At 71.1% G+C, this 17,022-nt stretch carries 8 protein-coding genes; all 8 read right to left on the bottom strand.

Annotated features, from left to right (window positions below; all coding sequences use genetic code 11):
• Positions 1–7 precede the first annotated feature (7 nt).
• Entirely contained in the window at positions 8–1,018 is a 1,011-nt protein-coding gene (locus EMA17_RS13670) for an SMI1/KNR4 family protein (protein ID WP_160161399.1), read from the bottom strand.
• The gene (locus EMA17_RS13665) at positions 1,015–1,521 is read right to left on the bottom strand and encodes an SMI1/KNR4 family protein (RefSeq protein WP_160161398.1); all 507 of its coding nucleotides are present in this window, start codon (positions 1,519–1,521) and stop codon (positions 1,015–1,017) included. Before EMA17_RS13665 ends, EMA17_RS13670 begins: the two co-directional genes overlap by 4 nt.
• On the bottom strand, positions 1,518–8,681 hold the full coding sequence (locus tag EMA17_RS13660) for a toxin glutamine deamidase domain-containing protein (protein WP_126637267.1): 7,164 nt from the start codon (positions 8,679–8,681) through the stop codon (positions 1,518–1,520). Before EMA17_RS13660 ends, EMA17_RS13665 begins: the two co-directional genes overlap by 4 nt.
• Positions 8,681–9,007, bottom strand: coding sequence for a WXG100 family type VII secretion target (locus EMA17_RS13655; protein ID WP_078975381.1), 327 nt, complete (start codon positions 9,005–9,007; stop codon positions 8,681–8,683). The genes EMA17_RS13660 and EMA17_RS13655 overlap by 1 nt, the downstream gene beginning before the upstream one ends.
• A gap of 211 nt (positions 9,008–9,218) precedes the next feature.
• Positions 9,219–11,495, bottom strand: coding sequence for a 1,4-alpha-glucan branching protein GlgB (glgB, locus tag EMA17_RS13650; protein WP_126637266.1), 2,277 nt, complete (start codon positions 11,493–11,495; stop codon positions 9,219–9,221).
• A 48-nt stretch (positions 11,496–11,543) separates the two neighbouring features.
• A complete protein-coding gene (locus EMA17_RS13645) occupies positions 11,544–12,995 on the bottom strand; it encodes a maltokinase N-terminal cap-like domain-containing protein (protein ID WP_160161397.1) in 1,452 nt (483 codons plus the stop codon).
• Positions 12,992–14,686 (bottom strand): maltose alpha-D-glucosyltransferase, encoded by a 1,695-nt coding sequence (gene treS, locus EMA17_RS13640; protein WP_078975378.1) that lies wholly within the window; start codon positions 14,684–14,686, stop codon positions 12,992–12,994. The genes EMA17_RS13645 and treS overlap by 4 nt, the downstream gene beginning before the upstream one ends.
• On the bottom strand, positions 14,683–16,995 hold the full coding sequence (locus tag EMA17_RS13635; RefSeq protein WP_170222161.1) for an alpha-1,4-glucan--maltose-1-phosphate maltosyltransferase: 2,313 nt from the start codon (positions 16,993–16,995) through the stop codon (positions 14,683–14,685). The genes treS and EMA17_RS13635 overlap by 4 nt, the downstream gene beginning before the upstream one ends.
• Between the last annotated feature and the right edge of the window lie 27 nt (positions 16,996–17,022).

Below are 17,022 nucleotides of genomic sequence, written 5' to 3'. Positions count from 1 at the left end.
TGCCGCGTCAGGGACGCAGGTCGGCGGGCAGACCCGCGCCCGCGTGGTCGACGACGATCGGTCGGTAGTGGCCGGCGGCCGCCGCGACGCGGGCGATCTCGTCGAGTTCGCCGGGCACCTGGACCAACTCGTCGGCCAGCAGCGTGCCGACGTCGTCGGCGAGCCGGGACAGCAGCGCGACGGTCGCCTCCGGGGTGTCGCCCTGTCGGGCGTAGCGGTCGTCGTTGTCCCAGTACCAGACCGAACCGGCGTCCCGTCCCCGGGTCTTGAGCACCAGCGCGCCGCCCTGGACCCACGCGACGGCCAGGAAGTCGGCGGTCAGCCGGTCGGTGAACCGGGCCGTCACGTCCAGCAGGTCGTACGGGTCGTACGCGCCGTAGAGGTTGAAGAACTGCTGGTCGAACACGAACCCGTGACGCGGGTGCACCGCCGGTCGGGCCGGCGGGCCGCCGCCGTTGTCGATCAGCAACTCCCGGTAGGCGTCCGGGAGTCGGTACTTGAGGTACTTGCCCTCCAGGTGGGTCAGGTCGACGTCGGTCAGCGGTCGGCCGACGTCCGGCGTAACCGGTACCCGGGCCTGCTCGACCGGGCTCCACAGGCCGGTGCGGTCCCGGTCGACCGACGTCATCGTGGCCACCCCGCCGTGGTGGAGCATGGCGTTCTTGACGTCCACCGGGATCAGGTACAGCCGACGTGCGTGCGGCGCGTGGTGCCAGGTCCAGCCGCGCGGGGTCGCCGTCTCCACGAGGCCCCGGTAGAGCGGATCGCCGGTGCCGACCGCCGCGAGGTTGGCCGCGAGTACGTCGGTGACCCGGGCCTCGTCGACGCCGAGCCCCGGCGGGATCGGCGCGGCCTCGATCACCACCCGCGCGTACGGCAGGAAATCCGGGAATCCGTACAGGTCGACGAAGACCCCGCCGGGGTAGACCCGACTGCGCGACGTGCGGCCGAAATCGACGATCGAACCCGCGAATTCGGCGGCCGGCGAGTCGCCGGCCGCGGCTCCGATATCGGTCATGGCGCGGTCCGTTCCGGATCTGCCGAATCCAGGAACGGGGAGGTCGGGTCGATCTCCCACAGTTCCAGGAACTGGGCGAAGGTATCGGCCACCCGGCGGAGCAGGTGGGTCGAGATGTATTCGGGGGTGTATTCCTCGTCGGTGTCGAGCGTCGATTCGCTCCAATACCAGAGCGAGCCGCATTCGGGCTCGGTCACCTTGATCGCCACGATTCCGGTGGTGAGTCGGGTGACCGGCAGATAGTCCCGGGTGAGCACGTCGCGGCAATAGCCGTGGGCGTAGAGCAGTTCGGTCTGCGGGTCGCCGCCGGTGCGGTGGCCGTAGAGGTCGTCCTCCGGGTCCAGGCCACGGGGCATGAGCTGGGCGGCGACCGGGAAGTCGGCACCGTTGGTGGCGGCGAGCCAGGCCCGGTATTCGGCCGGCAGGGCGAACCCGAGTTTTTCTTCGAGTTCGCGCAGGGCTTCTTCCGAGAGGGTTCCTCGCGGCGTCAATTCGACGGTCAAGGCTGGACTCCAGGGTTGCCGGACGCGGGATCGGGGGCCATGGCGCTGGCGATACCACCGTGATGTTTCACCGCGTAGTGTACTGCGAACGGTATGAGCATCATGGTGCGTGTGCCCTCGACGTGATGCCAGACGTATCCGGGAGCGCTGCGGCCCGGGCGGACACCGGCCCACATCGGATCGTTTCGGAATTCCGCGTTGGCCTGGCGAATATCGAGCTTGCGCTGGTCGTCGTTCGCTTCCTGGCGGGCTTCCTTGAATTTCTTGGTGCCGTCCGGACCGGGCGGGAAATCACTGCGTTGGGGTGGGGCGACGACGGTGTGCGGAAGGTTTATGGTGCGTACCGCGTAGGCGGTGAAGTCGGGATAACCCTGCAGGTTGATGTAGACACCGTCGGGGAAGTGGTTGTCCAGCGTCGGGCTCGCGAAGTGCACGATCTGGCCCGCGTATCCCGAGTTGATCGGGTAGCGCGGAGCGCCGGTCATGTCCCGGCCGCGCAGCGCCAGGTCGTTCATGCGCTGGGCCAGGTCCGGGCCGGTCAGCAGTCGTCCGTCGGTGCCGCGCAGGAGGCGGTCGAACTCGTCCCTGGCCTGGCGCTCGGCGCTGGTCAACTCGTCCGGGTTCGGGTGGTTGACCAGCGCGTCGATGCCGGCGGCGTCGAACATCCGGCGGATCGTGGCCCGATTGAGGTTGTTGCGGGGAGGTGCGCCGGTGTCCGGGTGCGGGTTGTTCGAGCGGGCGCTCTGCGGCATCTCGAACTCGGCGTCGCCGCGGTGGGTGTCCCAGGTCAGGTTCGCGCGGTCGGCCATGAAGGACGGGTCCCGCGCGACGTCGAGGTCGTAGGGCGACTGGCCGCCGCGAACGTCGTCGGGCTTCGGCGGGTTCGGGTTCGGCGTCGATGAAGTGGTGGGCGTGGTGGCGGGGTTGGCGTTCGGCGCGGCGTTGGGGTCGAAGTTCTCCGCGGCCGGGCGGGTCGCCATGAAGTCGCCGACCTCACGCTCGATGTCGTCGCGCCGACCGTCGTGCGTGGTGGGCCGATCGCCGGTCGGACTCGCCGTGGTCGCGGGCTCGCCGAGCGGCCGCGGATTGGCCTGCATCGGCGGCGCCAGGGGCGGCGTGGTGTCGATCGGACCGGGCGGATTGGCCTGCGCGTGCCGCAGTGGCGACGGCGGGGGAGTGGCCGGGGTCGGAGCGGGGGTGGGATTGGGCCCGGATTGCCCTGGGTTCGGGAGGTGGCTGCCGGGGTCCACGGGGCCGGTTTGGAGGGGCTGTTGGTTGTGCGGCGGAGTGGGATGCACCGGGCCGGTTCGGAACGGCTGCGGGTGGTGGGGCGCAGGGTGTACCGGGCCGGGCTGGGGCTGGATCGGCTGTTGGTTGTGCGGCGGCGTGGGATGCACCGGGCCCGTTTGGAACGGTTGCTGGTTGTGCGGCGGTGCCGGGTGCACCGGGCCCGTTTGGAACGGCTGTTGGTTGTGTGGCGGTCCCGGGTGAATCGGGCCGGGCTGGATCGGCTGTTGGTTGTGCGGCGGTGCCGGGTGTACCGGGCCCGGTTGGAACGGTTGCTGGTTGTGCGGCGGTGCCGGGTGAATCGGGCCGGGCTGGATCGGCTGTTGGTTGTGCGGCGGTGCCGGGTGTACCGGGCCCGGTTGGATGGGCTGCCGGGTGTGTGGCGGTGTCGGCTGGACCGGCTGTTGGTTGTGTGGCGGTGCCGGGTGTACCGGGCCCGGTTGGATCGGTTGTTGGTTGTGCGGGGCGGGTTGTACCGGTGGTTGTTGCGTGTACGGGTTGGGCTGCACCGGCTGTTGGGTGTGCGGGCCGGGCTGGTTGTACGGGCCCGGTTGTACCGGCTGCTGGTGGGCGTATGGGCCCGGCTGCATCGTCTGGAGGAAGTGCGGGGCGGGCTGCACCGGCGGTGGCTGCTGTTGGGTGTACGGGTTTTGGTGCACCGGCGGTTGCGGCTGCGGCTGCGTGTACGGGTTGGGCTGTACCGGCGGCGGTTGGTGCCGGGTGTACGGGTTCACCGGTGGTTGTTGCTGGTTGTGCGGCAGCGGCGGCGGCGGGGGTGGGGCGACCGGTTGGGTGACGGGCGGGGCCGTCATGGGGACCGGTCGGGCGTTCGGGTCGAGCGTGATCGCGGAGACGGTGATCGCGTTCGGATGCGGCAGGTTCATGATCTGGTTCGTCTGCGGGTCGATCCAGAGGATGTCGCCACCCACGTTGATCGCGGCCCAGGCGTGCGAACTGCGCACCACCCGGACCGAACCGTCCGGCTGGACCTCGTTGCGCGGGGGCCATTCGGTGACGATGTACGAGATCGAGCCGGGCCCGGAGGCCCGCAGGGTGGCGTCGATCCGCGCGAAGGCCGCACCCGGGTTCGACGAGCCGTCCGGGTTGAGGTCGAGTCGGTTCCACGGCGCGCCGGTCTCCTGCTCCGCGCGCTGCATGCCGTTCGTCTCGCCGCCGTTCTCACCCGGGATACGGGCCGCGGACACCTCCGGTCGGCCGAACCAGGTGTTGCCGAAGGCCAGTACGCCGTCCAGGCAGTTGATGCCTCGGCCGGGCACCTGGTGGCCGCCGTCGTTCTGCAACCGGAACCAGCGGCCCTGGCGAGGGTCGGGGTGCACCACGGGTGTGCCGTCGGGATGGCGAGGTACCGCGTTGTTCAACGCGCTCACGTCGCTCCAGGTGGGCGGGAGCAGGCCGCCTGGCTGGTTGAACGGACGCCCGGCGGACAGCGGCGGGCGGCCCGCCATCGGACCGCCGGACGTGGGTGGCGGCGCGTGGTGCGGCATCGGCTGCGCGTACGGATTGTTCGCCACCGGGGTGTTGCCGTACGCCGTCCCGTTGTAGGGGGACGGCGTGTTGGTGTTCTGGTGGAACGGGCCGCCCTGGAACGGGGGAGCGCCCGGGCCGAGGTGGTTCGGGCCGGTGTCGATGTCCGGGCCCCGGCCGAGGAGACCGCGCATCCGGTCGCCGAGGCTCTGCAGGGTGTTGCGGACCGGGGTGGGCGTCGTGTCCGGGGTCGGGTGGGACGCCGGGTGGGGCTCGCCCGCGGGGTCGGGGGTCGGGGTGGCGTCCCGATCCGCGGTGGGATCGGTGTTCGCGTCCGGGGTGGGCGTGCCGTCCCCGTCCGGGGTGGTTTCGGTCCGCCGATTCGGCGTCGGGTCGGGGGATGGGTCGGGCGACGGGTCCGGCGTGGTGTTCTGACGGGGGTCGGAGTCGGAGTCCGGGGTGACCTCGGGAGCCGGGTCGGGCTTCGTGTCGGGACGGGCGTCGGATGCGGTGTCGGGCTCCGCGTCCGGGTGGGTGTCCGTCGTGACGTCCGTGTCGGTGTCGGTGTCGGTTTCCGGCATCGGTCGGCCGTCCGGGGTGCCGTCGGTGGTGCTGTCCGGCCGCGCGTCCGGGGTCGGGTCCGAGGTCGGATTCGGCTCCGTGTGGGGCGGGTTCGGTGTCGTGTCGGCACTCGGGTCGGGCGTGGTGTCCGGTGTGTCGGTGTGCCGGTCGGGGGTGGTCGGCGTGGTCGAATCGGCGGCCGGGCGGGCCGGGTTCGGCTGTCCGGCGGGGTCCGGGGTCGGGTCGGCCGGGCGCGTGGTCGGGGGCACCGACATGTCGATCGGCCGCGCGTTCGCGTCCACGGGCAGAGCCCATACGCGGATCTGGTCCGGGTACGGCTCGGGCATGACCTCGCCCGACTGGGGATCGACCCACAGGACGTCGCCGTCCACGTTGACCGCGGCCCACGCGTGCGAGACCCGGCCGGTCTCGACCGTCCCGTCCGGTTGGATCCGCGGTTCGGTCGGCCTGGACGTGACGATGTACGTCAGCGCGCCCGGTCCCGCGTCGCGCAGTCGCGCCTCGATCTCGCCGTACGCGCCGGCGACATCGGTGGCACCGTCCGGACGTTGCCCCAGAGGCGTCCAGTTCCCGCCGATCTCGCGCTGAGCCCGCTCAGGAGCCCTGGTCTCGCCGCCGTTCTCACCGGGGATCCGCGGCGCGGCCACCTCCGGACGGCCGAACCAGGTGTTGCCGAAGGCCAGCACGCCGTCCATGCAGTTGTTGGCCCGACCGGGCACGTCGATGCCGCCGTCGTTCTGCAGCGGGAGCCAGCCGTCGACGCGCGGATCCGGGTGCACCACGGGGGTGCCGTCGGGGGTGCGCGGGACGGCGTCGACGAGCGCCGACTGGTCGCGCGCGCTCGGCGGCATCAGGCCGCCGGTCTCGTACAGCGGTCGGCCGTCGTTCAGCGGCGGGCGGTCGGCCAGTGGGCCGGCCGGATCCCGCGGCGAGTCCGGGCGGGTGGATTCCGGGCGGGGACTGCCGTACGGCGTCGAGTCGTAGGTGGTGCCGGAGTCGGAACTCGGCCGGAACGGACCGGGGTTCGGTCCGGGGTCGGTGGTCGGTCCGGTGTCCGGGGCGACGTTCGGCGAGGCGTCGGGGCCTCGGCCGAACAGATTGCGGACACGGTTGCCGAATCCGTCGAGGGCGTCGCCGAATCGGCCGGCCGGAGCCGGGCCGATCGAAGCGCCGCGTTGCGGGCCGACGGGCGGCAGGTGCAGCACGGTGACACCGCCGTTCGAGCCGTCCCGCGCCGGCGAGGCGTCCTGGCCCGGGCGCGGCGAGGCGTCACCGGTGTGCGAGTCGGCCGAGGGGTCGGCGCTGAGATCGGTGCCCCGCCGCGGATCCGCCGCGGCGTCCGGCCGATCATCCGGCGTGGCCTCGCCGGCCGGGTCGGGCGAGCCGTCCCGGACGGGGTCGCCGGTCGGGTCCGGCCGGCTGTCCGGAGACGTGTCGGACACCGCGTCGGGCCGACCGTCCGGGCTTGTGTCGGACGTCGGGTCCGGCCGAGCGTCGGGCGTGGTGTCCCCGGCCGGGTCCGGCCGGCTGTCCGGACTCGTGTCGGACGTCGGGTCCGGCCGAGCGTCCGGCGTGGCGTCCCCGGCCGGGTCCGGCCGACCGTCCGGGCTTGTGTCCGGCGTCGAGTCCCGGCGAGTCTCCGGCGCCGTGTCCGGCCGGGCGTCCGTATCCGACCGGGCATCCGAGTCCGGGTGAGCGTCCGTGGCCGGGTCCGTGCCGGGCCCGGTGTGGCTGTCCGGCCGGATACCCGAATTCGGGTCCGCGGCCCGGTCCGGCGCCGGATGCGTGGCCGAGTCCGGGCGGTGGTCGGTGCGCGGCGTGGTGTCGGGGGACGTGTTCGGGCGGTCGGAGGTGCCCGAACCCTCCGTACGTTGACCGGGAATGCGGTTCGTGGTGTCCGGCGAGCCGCTGCCCGGCGCGTTGTGGTTCGGTGAAGTCCCTTGTGTCCCAACAGAGTTGCCGGTCCCACCACCCGCAGGCCGGGTCGCCGCCGGTCCGGATGCCGCGTTGTTCGCGGTCGTACTCCCGTTGCCGGCACCCGAGTTGCCCGCGGTCGCCGATCCGGTGCCGGGACCCGTGTTCCCAACTCCGGCGGCAGCCGTACCTGCGGCCGCCGTCGTCGTCGACACGTTGGTCGTCGTCGAACCCGGCCCGGCGGGCGACGGCCCGCCACTCGACGGCGAGCCGGCCGAGGACGGCCCGGCCGCGGCCGGAGCACCGGTCGACGCACTGGCGGTCTGTACACCGCCACCGCCATGCGGCGAACCACTCGCGGCCGGCGAACCACCCACTGCGGGCGCGCCGTTCACGGCCGGCGAGCCACCGGCGGGCGCCGGCGCGCCACCCGGCTGACCGCCGCCCGGAGGCGGAGCCTGTACGTAGGTCGTGGTGTTCTGCGACGGCCCGCCGCTGTGGGCCGGTGCGCCCTGAGCCGGCGCGGAAGGCGCCGTCGAGGCATCCGCCGTGGGAGGCGGGGCCGTCGACGCGCTCTGGGTCGCGACCGGGGTGTGTGCGGGCCGGTGATCACCACCGGAGTTGCCACCGGAGTTCCCGTTGTTCCCCGAATTGCCTCCGGAATTCCCGGAGTTGCCTCCCGAGTTCGCGGGGTCACCCCCCGAGCGCCCCCCGGAATTCCCGCCCGGGTTCCCGGAGTTGTCGTGCGGCGAGCCCCCGCCCTGATTCCCACCGGACCCGCCGTTGGACCCGTTGGACCCGCCTGAGCCATTCGATCCGTTGGACCCATTGGAGTTGTGCGACCCCCCGGACCCGTTCGATCCACCGGCCCCGTTCGACCCGCCCGAACTCCCCCCGTTCCCCCCGCCGTTCCCCGACCCCCCACGATCCGGGTTCAGTGTCGAATCGATTCTGTTGCCGCCGACGTTCCCGCCCGCTCCCAGGTTCGTCGTGCCGATGTTCGGGACATTGAACGCGTTCGAGACCCGATCGCCCGCCTTCGACGCCGCGTGATCGGTCGCCCCGCCCAGCCCTCCGCTCGCGAACGTCTCCCAGTTCACCGGGCCGCCCGTGGCCACCGTGCCCGCGACCTCGGCGCTCACGTTGGAGGCGAGCGAGGTGGTGACGCCCTTGATGCCGGACTCGGCGCCCTCGCCGAAGACCTTCTTGCCGAGCCCGTTCACGCCGATCGCGGCCAACCCGCCGGCCGCGCCGCCGCCCGCGGCCAGCGCGGTCTGCTTGATCGAGTAGCCGTTCTGCGAGCCCCAGGTCATGTGGATGAACTGGGAGATGATGTCGTCGCGCACCTCGGACAGTGCCTCGAGGGCGACGTTCTTGAGCAGTCGGCGCACCATCGACGCCTCGATGCGGCCCAACATCCGCCGCAGCACCTGCATGAACGAGAACCGCAGTGCGGCGGTCGAGGCCGCCGCGGTCCCGGCGGTGATGCCGAGGGTGATCGGCGCGGCCGCGATCTGGGCCAGGATCGCCGCACCCTGGATGGTGGCCATCGTGACGAACTCGATCTTGGTGGCGTAGATCGTGTCACTCGTGTCGTCCGCGGCGCCGCCGAGTGCCTTGGACGCCGCCTCCAGGGCCGGGAAGAACGCCTTCTCGCCCTTGCTCAGCTTGTCCCACATCCGAAGGAAGGCTTCCATGCCCTTGCCCTCGTTGGCGGCGTTGAGCTTGTTCACCGCCGCGGCGAGGTCCCCCGCGACCTTGCCGAGTTCGGTCGCCGCGTGCTCCCACGCCTTGCCCAGGGCCTCACACTTGTCCTCGTCGCCCTCCGGCCAGTCGACGCCGACGAGCAGTTCGAGGACCTTCTCGACTATCTCCCCCGCTTCGACCGCCATCAGGCCTTGCCACCGAAGCTCTCGCGGTTGTGGTCCTCGGTCTTCTGGTAGTTGCCGGCGGACGTGTCGAGACCCTTGCCGATCTCCCCGAGACCCTTGGCGAGCGCTTCGAGCGCTTCGAGCACCTTGTCCCGGGCGGGTTTGTACGACTTGGCGAAGCCGTTGCCGAGGTCGTCGTCCCCCCAGCACTCGCCCAGACCCTCGATGGACGTCTTGAGCGTCGTTCGGATCTCGGCCACGCGGCGTCCCGCGTCGGTGAAAGCCTTACCCGCCGTCTTGAAGTCCGAGGGAAGGGCCTTGTACCCCGTACCCGCGTCCGCCGTCATGTGAGAACACCCCCGTGTTCCATGTCTCTCTGGCTGTCGCATCGACCCCGGCAGGTTCCGGAGGGACGTCTTCCGGGGGCATGAAGGCAAGACACTAATTCACGATTCGCCGGAGTGTCACGTTTCCGCGAGCCGACCGGGAGCCGACCGCGAACCGACCGGGAGCCGACGTCGACCGTGCGACGTCGGCTCCCGGGAGGGACTTCGACCGCTATTCGGGGACGAACCAGACGGTGGCCAGGGGCGGCAGCGTCATCGACGCGGAGGCCGGTCGGCCGTGCCACGCCACGTCCTCGGCCCGTACCTCGCCTCGATTGCCGACATTGGCGCCGCCGTAGCCGGCCGCGTCGGTGTTCAGTACCTCACGCCACCGGCCCGCGTGCGGCAGGCCGACCCGGAAGTCCTCCCGGACCACCGGGGAGAAGTTGCACACGCACACCAGCTGTTCGCCGGCCGCGCCGTGCCTGACGAACGACAACACGTTGGACGCCGCGTCGCCGCCGTCGATCCAGGAGAAGCCCTCCGGCCGGGTGTCCTGGGTCCACAGCGCGGGCCGTCCCCGATAGACCGAGTTGAGGTCGCGGACCAACTCCCGGACGCCCTGGTGCTCGGCGTGGTCCAGCAGCCACCAGTCCAGGCCGCGCGCCTCGGACCACTCCGCGCCGTGGCCGAATTCCGAGCCCATGAACAACAACTGCTTGCCCGGGTGGGCCCACATGAAGGCCAGGTAGGCGCGCACGTTGGCCATCTGCTGCCAGCGGTCGCCCGGCATCTTGTCCACCATGGAACGTTTGCCGTGCACCACCTCGTCGTGGCTGATCGGCAGGATGTAGTTCTCGCTCCACGCGTACATCAGCGAGAAGGTGATCTCGTTGTGGTGGTGCTGCCGGTGGATCGGCTCCTTCTGGATGTATTCCAGCGAGTCGTGCATCCAGCCCATGTTCCACTTGAAGCCGAAGCCGAGTCCGCCGCTGTCGGTCGAGCGGGTCACCCCGTCCCACGCGGTGGACTCCTCGGCGATGGTGAGCACGCCGGGCACGCGCCGGTACAGCGTCGCGTTCATCTCCTGGAGGAAGGCCACCGCGTCCAGGTTCTCCCGGCCGCCGTGCTGGTTGGGCGCCCATTCGCCGTGCTCGCGCGAGTAGTCCAGATAGAGCATCGAGGCGACCGCGTCCACCCGCAGCCCGTCGATGTGGAACTCCTCGCACCAGTAGACCGCGTTGGCCACGAGGAAGTTGCGCACCTCGTGCCGGCCGTAGTCGAAGACCAGGGTGCCCCAGTCGGGGTGCTCGCCCCGGCGCGGATCCGGGTGCTCGTACAGCGCGGTCCCGTCGAACCGGGCGAGCGCCCACGCGTCCTTGGGGAAGTGCGCCGGCACCCAGTCCACCAGGACCCCGACCCCGGCCCGGTGCAGCGCGTCCACGAGGTGCCGGAACTCGTCGGGATCGCCGAACCGCGAGGTGGGCGCGTAATACGAGGACACCTGGTAGCCCCACGATGGGCCGTACGGGTGTTCCGCCACCGGCAGCAGCTCCACATGGGTGAAGCCCATCTCGGTGACGTAGGCGGGCAACTGCTCGGCCAGTTGGAGGTAGCTCAGGCCCGGCCGCCACGAGCCGAGGTGGATCTCGTACACGCTCATCGGCGCGATGTGGTGGACCGTCCCGGCCCGCTTCTCCAACCACTCCTTGTCCGACCACGTGTAGGTCGGGGTGTGCACCACCGACGCGGTGGACGGCGGCAGTTCGGTGGCGAAGGCCAGCGGGTCGGCCTTCTGCCGGGAGACGCCGTCCCGGCCCAGGATCTCGTACTTGTACTTGGTGCCGTCGCCGACGTCGGGCACGAACAGCTCCCAGACCCCGGAGGAGCCCAGCGAGCGCATCGGGTGCGCGATGCCGTCCCAATAGTTGAAGTCGCCGACCACCCGCACCCCGCGCGCGTTCGGCGCCCAGACCGCGAACGAGGTCCCGGTGACCGGGCCGGTGGCGGTCTCGTAGGAGCGTACGTGCGCGCCGAGCACGTCCCACAGCCGCTCGTGCCGACCCTCGGCGATCAGGTGTATGTCCAACTCGCCCAGGGTGGGCAGGAAGCGGTACGGGTCGTCCGTGTGCAGCTCGGTGCCGTCGTAGCGGATCTCGAGCCGGTAGTCGGGCACCTCGGTGCCGGGCAGCAGACCGGTGAACAGCCCCTCCGCCTCGTGGCTGAGCGGCACCCGATGCTCGCCGGTGACCACGATCACCTCACGGGCCCACGGCCGCAGCACCCGCACCACCACGCCGTCCACGCCGGGCACGTGCGGGTGCGGGCCGAGCAGCCCGTGCGGATCGTGATGGCCGCCGTCCACCAGGCGGCGCAACTCGTCGGCGGCCAACGGTGGCACCTCGGGCCGGCCGGCCGGCCGGGGGCGGGCCCGAGTGGCCGAACGCTTGGCAGGACGACCGGCGACCCCGCCGTCCTCGGTTGACGCGCTGTCCTGACGGGCCGTCACGGATGGGACCTCCTGAGACGTTGGTACGGAACGGGAATCGACGATGCGTCAGTGCGGCAACGGCGCACGTTCGGCCAGGCGCCGGATCGCCGACATCGGCACCGGCAACCACGAGGGTCGGTTGCCCGACTCGTACATGACCTCGTAGACGGCCTTGTCGGTCTCGAAGGCCCGCAACAGCACGGGTTCGGAGTGCGGGTCGAACGAGCCCGCGTCGGCGTATCCCGCACAGAAGGCTTCCCGATTGCGGGTGGCCCATTCCTCCGCGCGGCGCACCAGGTGCGGCGCGGGGGTCCCGCGTCCCCAGAAGCCACCGCCGCCGGCCAGCAGGTGTCGGGCCGCGTAGTCGAACGAGCGCAACATCGCCGCGATGTCGCGCAGCGGCGAGTGCAACGAGCGCCGTTCGCGCAGCGGTCGGGCCGGCTCGCCCTCGAAGTCGAGCAGCACCCACCGCGTGGCGGTACGCATCACCTGGCCGAGGTGGAAGTCGCCGTGGATGCGCTGGAGCGGCACGGGGTGTCCGTCCCGGCCCAGCGTGCGCAGATCCCGGTACGCCTCGCGCAGCCGATCGGTGAACGGGGCCAGGTCGGGCACCGCCTCGGCCGCCGCGTGCAACCGGCGCTCCATGTCGTCGGCGATCGCGGCCAGCTCCGGCTCGCCCGCCACCGTCGTGGGCAACGAACGGGCCAGGTCGGCGTGTACCTCGGCGGTCGCCGCGCCCAGCCGGAAGGACTCGCCGGCGAAGTCGCCGCCGGTCTCGTGCGCGTGTGGACCCGCGCCGCGCACCTCCTGGCCCGCGTACAGGTCGCGCACCGAGGTCTTGGCCAGCTCCCAGCCGTCGGTCCCGGTGCGCAGGTACTCCTGGAGCATGCCCAGCGTGGTCGGCTCGCCGTCCGCGTCCGGGAACGGCATGTCGAACCAGGCGATCGGCGCGGGAATCCGGCGCGAGCCCGCGCCCGCGAGGGCCAGCGAGACCTCCAGGTCCGGATTGACCCCGGGCACCACCCGGCGGAACAGCTTCAGGATCACGTCGTCGCCGAAGATGATCGACGTGTTGGACTGCTCGGCGCCGATCACCAGGCCGACGTGCTCGGGATCGGGGGCCTGGGCGCCGGGACGATGGAAGGCCAGCGCGCCGACGGTGTCCGCCGCGACGAACCGTTCCGGCAACCACCGGGTCAGCTCCGCGTCGTGCACACCGTCGTAGAGGCTGCTGCCGTTGGGCAACCGGCCGATCAGGGCGTGGGTGAGCCGGTCCGGCAGACCGGCGCGCACGCCGAGGAGGAGTTGGTAGTGCTCGGGTGCGCCACCGTGGTCGACCCGCAGCAACATGTGGTGCAGCGCGGGATCGCCGGAGACCACTTCGAGACTGTGGACCACGCCGACCCCACGAAGAGGCCGGCCCTTGCCGGCGAACCATCTCTGCTGCGGCAGCCAGTCGCGCAGCAGAGCGATCACGGCGGAGGCAGTCGGATCGTGGGGTCGGGTGGAATCCGTCACAGCGTCATTTCTCCACGGGTGAGGCGGAACCAATAGAAACCGTGCCCCGCGAGAGTGAGCAGATACGGCAGCTCGCCGATCGCGGGAAACGTCACCCCCCCGAGCAACTCGACCGGTTCGTACGTCTCGAACTGCCGCAGATCCAGCTCGGTCGGCTGGGCGAAGCGCGAGAAGTTGTGAACACACAGCACGATGTCGTCCTCGAATTCGCGCAGGAACGCCAGCACGCTGGGATTGGACGAGGTCAGCTCGTTGTACACACCGAGCCCGAAGGCCGGGTTCTGCTTGCGGACCTCGATCATCCGGCGGGTCCAGTGCAGCAGCGAGGAGGCGTTGGACATCTGCGCCTCGACGTTGGTGACCTGGTAGCCGTAGACCGGGTCCATGATGTTCGGCAGGTACAGCCGACCCGGGTCGCACGTGGAGAAACCCGCGTTGCGATCCGGCGTCCACTGCATCGGCGTGCGCACTCCGTCGCGGTCGCCGAGCCAGATGTTGTCCCCCATGCCGATCTCGTCGCCGTAGTACAGGACGGGCGAGCCCGGCAGTGACAGCAGCAGTGCCGTGAACAGTTCGATCTGGTTGCGGTCGTTGTCGAGCAGCGGCGCGAGCCGGCGGCGGATGCCCACGTTGGCCCGCATCCGCGGGTCCTTCGCGTACTCCTTGTACATGTAGTCGCGTTCCTCGTCCGTGACCATTTCGAGGGTGAGCTCGTCGTGGTTGCGGAGGAAGATGCCCCACTGGCAGTTGTCCGGGATGGACGGCGTGCCGGCCAGGATCTCCGAGACGGGGTAGCGCGACTCGCGGCGCACCGCCATGAAGATGCGCGGCATCACCGGGAAGTGGAACGCCATGTGGCACTCGTCGCCGTCGCCGAAGTAGTCCACCACGTCCTCGGGCCACTGGTTGGCCTCGGCCAGGAGCACGGTGTCCGGATACTTGTCGTCGATCTCCTTGCGCACCCGCTTGAGGAATTCGTGGGTGGCGGGCAGGTTCTCGCAGTTGGTGCCCTCCTGCGCGAACAGGTAGGGCACCGCGTCGAGGCGGAAGCCGTCGATGCCCAGGTCCAGCCAGAAGCGCAGGCCGGCCAGCATCTCCTCCTGCACGCGCGGGTTCTCGTAGTTGAGGTCCGGCTGGTGGCCGAAGAAGCGGTGGAAGAAGTACTGCTTGCGGACCGGGTCGTAGGTCCAGTTGGACGACTCGGTGTCGACGAAGATGATCCGCGCGTCGCCGTAGGCCTTGTCGTCGTCGGCCCACATGTAGTAATCGCCGTACGGCCCGTCCGGGTTGTTCCGCGACTCCTGGAACCACATGTGCTGATCACTCGTGTGGTTCATCACGAAGTCGATCACCACCCGCATGCCGCGCTTGTGCGCCGAGTCGACGAACTCGACGAAGTCGGCGAGGTCGCCGAACTCGGGCAGCACGGCGGTGTAGTCGGCCACGTCGTAGCCGCCGTCGCGCAGCGGCGAGGCGAAGAACGGCGGCAGCCACAGGCAGTCGACGCCCAGCCACTGGAGGTAGTCCAGCTTCTGGGTCAGTCCCTTGAGGTCGCCGACCCCGTCCCCGTTGCTGTCCTGGAAGGACCGGACCAGGACCTCGTAGAAGACGGCTCGCTTGAACCACAGGGGATCGCGATCCCGCGACGGGGTGTCGTCGAAGGTGTCGCGGACGGGTTCGTTGACGATCACGGGCTGTTCCTCCGGACCGAGAAGAGATGCGCGGGCTCGTGCGCGGGATCGAGACGCACGTAGTTGTGCCGACCCCAGCGGTAACCGGCTCCGGTGAACTCGTCGTGCACCGCGAAGGTGTCCTGCCAGTCCAGGCCGAGGGCGGGCAGGTCCAGGTGGACCGTCGCCTCGTGGGTGTGGTGCGGATCGAGGTTCACCACGACCAGGACCAGGTCGTCGACGTCACCCACCCGGGTGCGCTTGGAGAAGGCCATGACCGCGTCGTCGTCCACGTGATGGAAAGTCAGGTTTCGTAGCCGTTGCAGGCTCGGGTGCCGGCGGCGCACGCGGTTGAGCGTGGTGATGTACGGCGCCAGCGAGCGCCCCTCGCGTTCGGCGCCGGCCCAGTCGCGCGGGCGCAGTTGATACTTCTCCGAGTCGTGGTACTCCTCGCTGCCCGCCTTGACGGCGACGTGCTCGTACAGCTCGAAACCCGCGTAGACGCCCCACGTGGGGGAGAGCGTGGCGGCCAGCAGGGCGCGGACCTTGAACGCGGCCGGCCCGCCGTACTGCAGATAGGCGTGCAGGATGTCGGGCGTGTTCACGAAGAAGTTGGGCCGCATGTAGGCGGACGCCTCGCCGGTGGTCAACTCGGTGAGGTATTCCTGAAGTTCGTCCTTGCCGTTGCGCCAGGTGAAGTACGTGTACGACTGCTGGAAGCCGACCTTGGCCAGGGTGCGCATCATCGCCGGTCGGGTGAACGCCTCGGCCAGGAACAGCACGTCCGGATCGGTCGTGTTGATCGTGGCGATCACCTGCTCCCAGAACATCACCGGCTTGGTGTGCGGGTTGTCCACCCGGAAGATCCGCACGCCGTGCGCCATCCAGTGCCGCAACACCCGCAGCGTCTCCTCGACCAGACCCTCGAAGTCGGTGTCGAAGTCGATCGGGTAGATGTCCTGGTACTTCTTCGGCGGGTTCTCCGCGAAGGCGATGGTGCCGTCGGCGCGGTGCCGGAACCACTCGGGGTGTTTTTCCACCCACGGGTGGTCGGGGGAGACCTGGAGCGCGAAGTCGAGGGCGATCTCCATCCGCAACTCGCGGGCCCGGGCCACGAACGCGTCGAAGTCCTCGATCGTGCCCAGGTCCGGGTGGATCGTGTCGTGCCCGCCCTCGGGCGAGCCGATTCCCCACGGCGAGCCGGGATCGTGCTCGCCGGCCACGAGGGTGTTGTTGGGGCCCTTGCGGAAGGCGGTGCCGATCGGGTGGATCGGCGGCAGGTACACCACGTCGAAGCCCATCGCCGCGACCTGCGGCAGCCGTTCCATCGCGGTGCGGAAGGTGCCGCTGCGCGGGGGCCGGACGCCGGTGGGGTCCACCACCGCGCCCTCGGAACGGGGGAAGAACTCGTACCAGGCGCCGTACAGCGCGCGTTCGCGCTCGACGCGCAGCGGATGGCGGGCCGAGGAGGTGACCGATTCGCGCAGCGGATGCCGGGCCAGCACCTCGTCCAGGTCGGCCGAGCGCGCCGCGGCCAGCCGCTCGGCGGGCGAACGCGTCTCGTCCCGCAGCGCGTCCACCGCGGCCAGCACCACCGCCCGCCGGCCGTCCTTCTTCGGCACCCCGGCGGCGGCCCGCTCCAGGAGTTGCGCGCCCTCCTCCAGGACGAGTCCGACCTCCAGACCCGCCGGGATCTTGATTCCGGCGGCGTGCCGCCAGGTCGCGATCGGGTCGCCCCACGCCTCGACCGTGTAGGACCACATCCCCTCGGCGGTCGGGGTGACCGTCGCGTGCATCCGGTCGGTCCCCGGCGTGCCCGGGACCATCGGGGTGAGCGCGCCGGCCCGGCCGCGCGGGTCGCGCAACACGACGCCCGCGGCCACCGCGCCGTGGCCCTCGCGGAAGACCGTGGCGCCGACGTGGAAGGTCTCGCCCGGGATCGCGCGCACCGGGCGGGTGCCGCCGTCGACCACGGGTTCGACGTCGATGATCGGGATCCGCCCGATCCGCGGCGCGGTCGGCCGGGCCGGCCTGGCCGGCGCGGCCGACCCGCCGGTGCCGGTCGCACCGCCGCTGCGGTCCCTGCCGTCCCTGCCGCCGGAGGTATCGCCCCCGGCGTTCGCGGCGCCCTCGGTCCGCCCGGATTTCCCGGCGCGAGCCGGTGACTTCGCGGCGGTCGACGTCGCGGTGGTGTCGGCCGGCGCGGCCGCGGCCCGTGCGGCCCGCGACCCTCCGGCGGTCGTCTTCCGTGCCGCGGCCTCGTCGGCCGCGACCTGCCCCGCCCGGGGTGCGCGAGCGCCCCCGGGGTCCTTCCCAGCCGAACTGGTCATGCCGAACTCCTGTACCCACGGACGGGC

Source organism: Embleya hyalina (assembly GCF_003967355.1).
In the GTDB taxonomy this organism is placed as follows: domain Bacteria; phylum Actinomycetota; class Actinomycetes; order Streptomycetales; family Streptomycetaceae; genus Embleya; species Embleya hyalina.
Note: the sequence above shows the minus strand (reverse complement) of the source record. Positions and strands in the feature narration are given on the sequence as shown.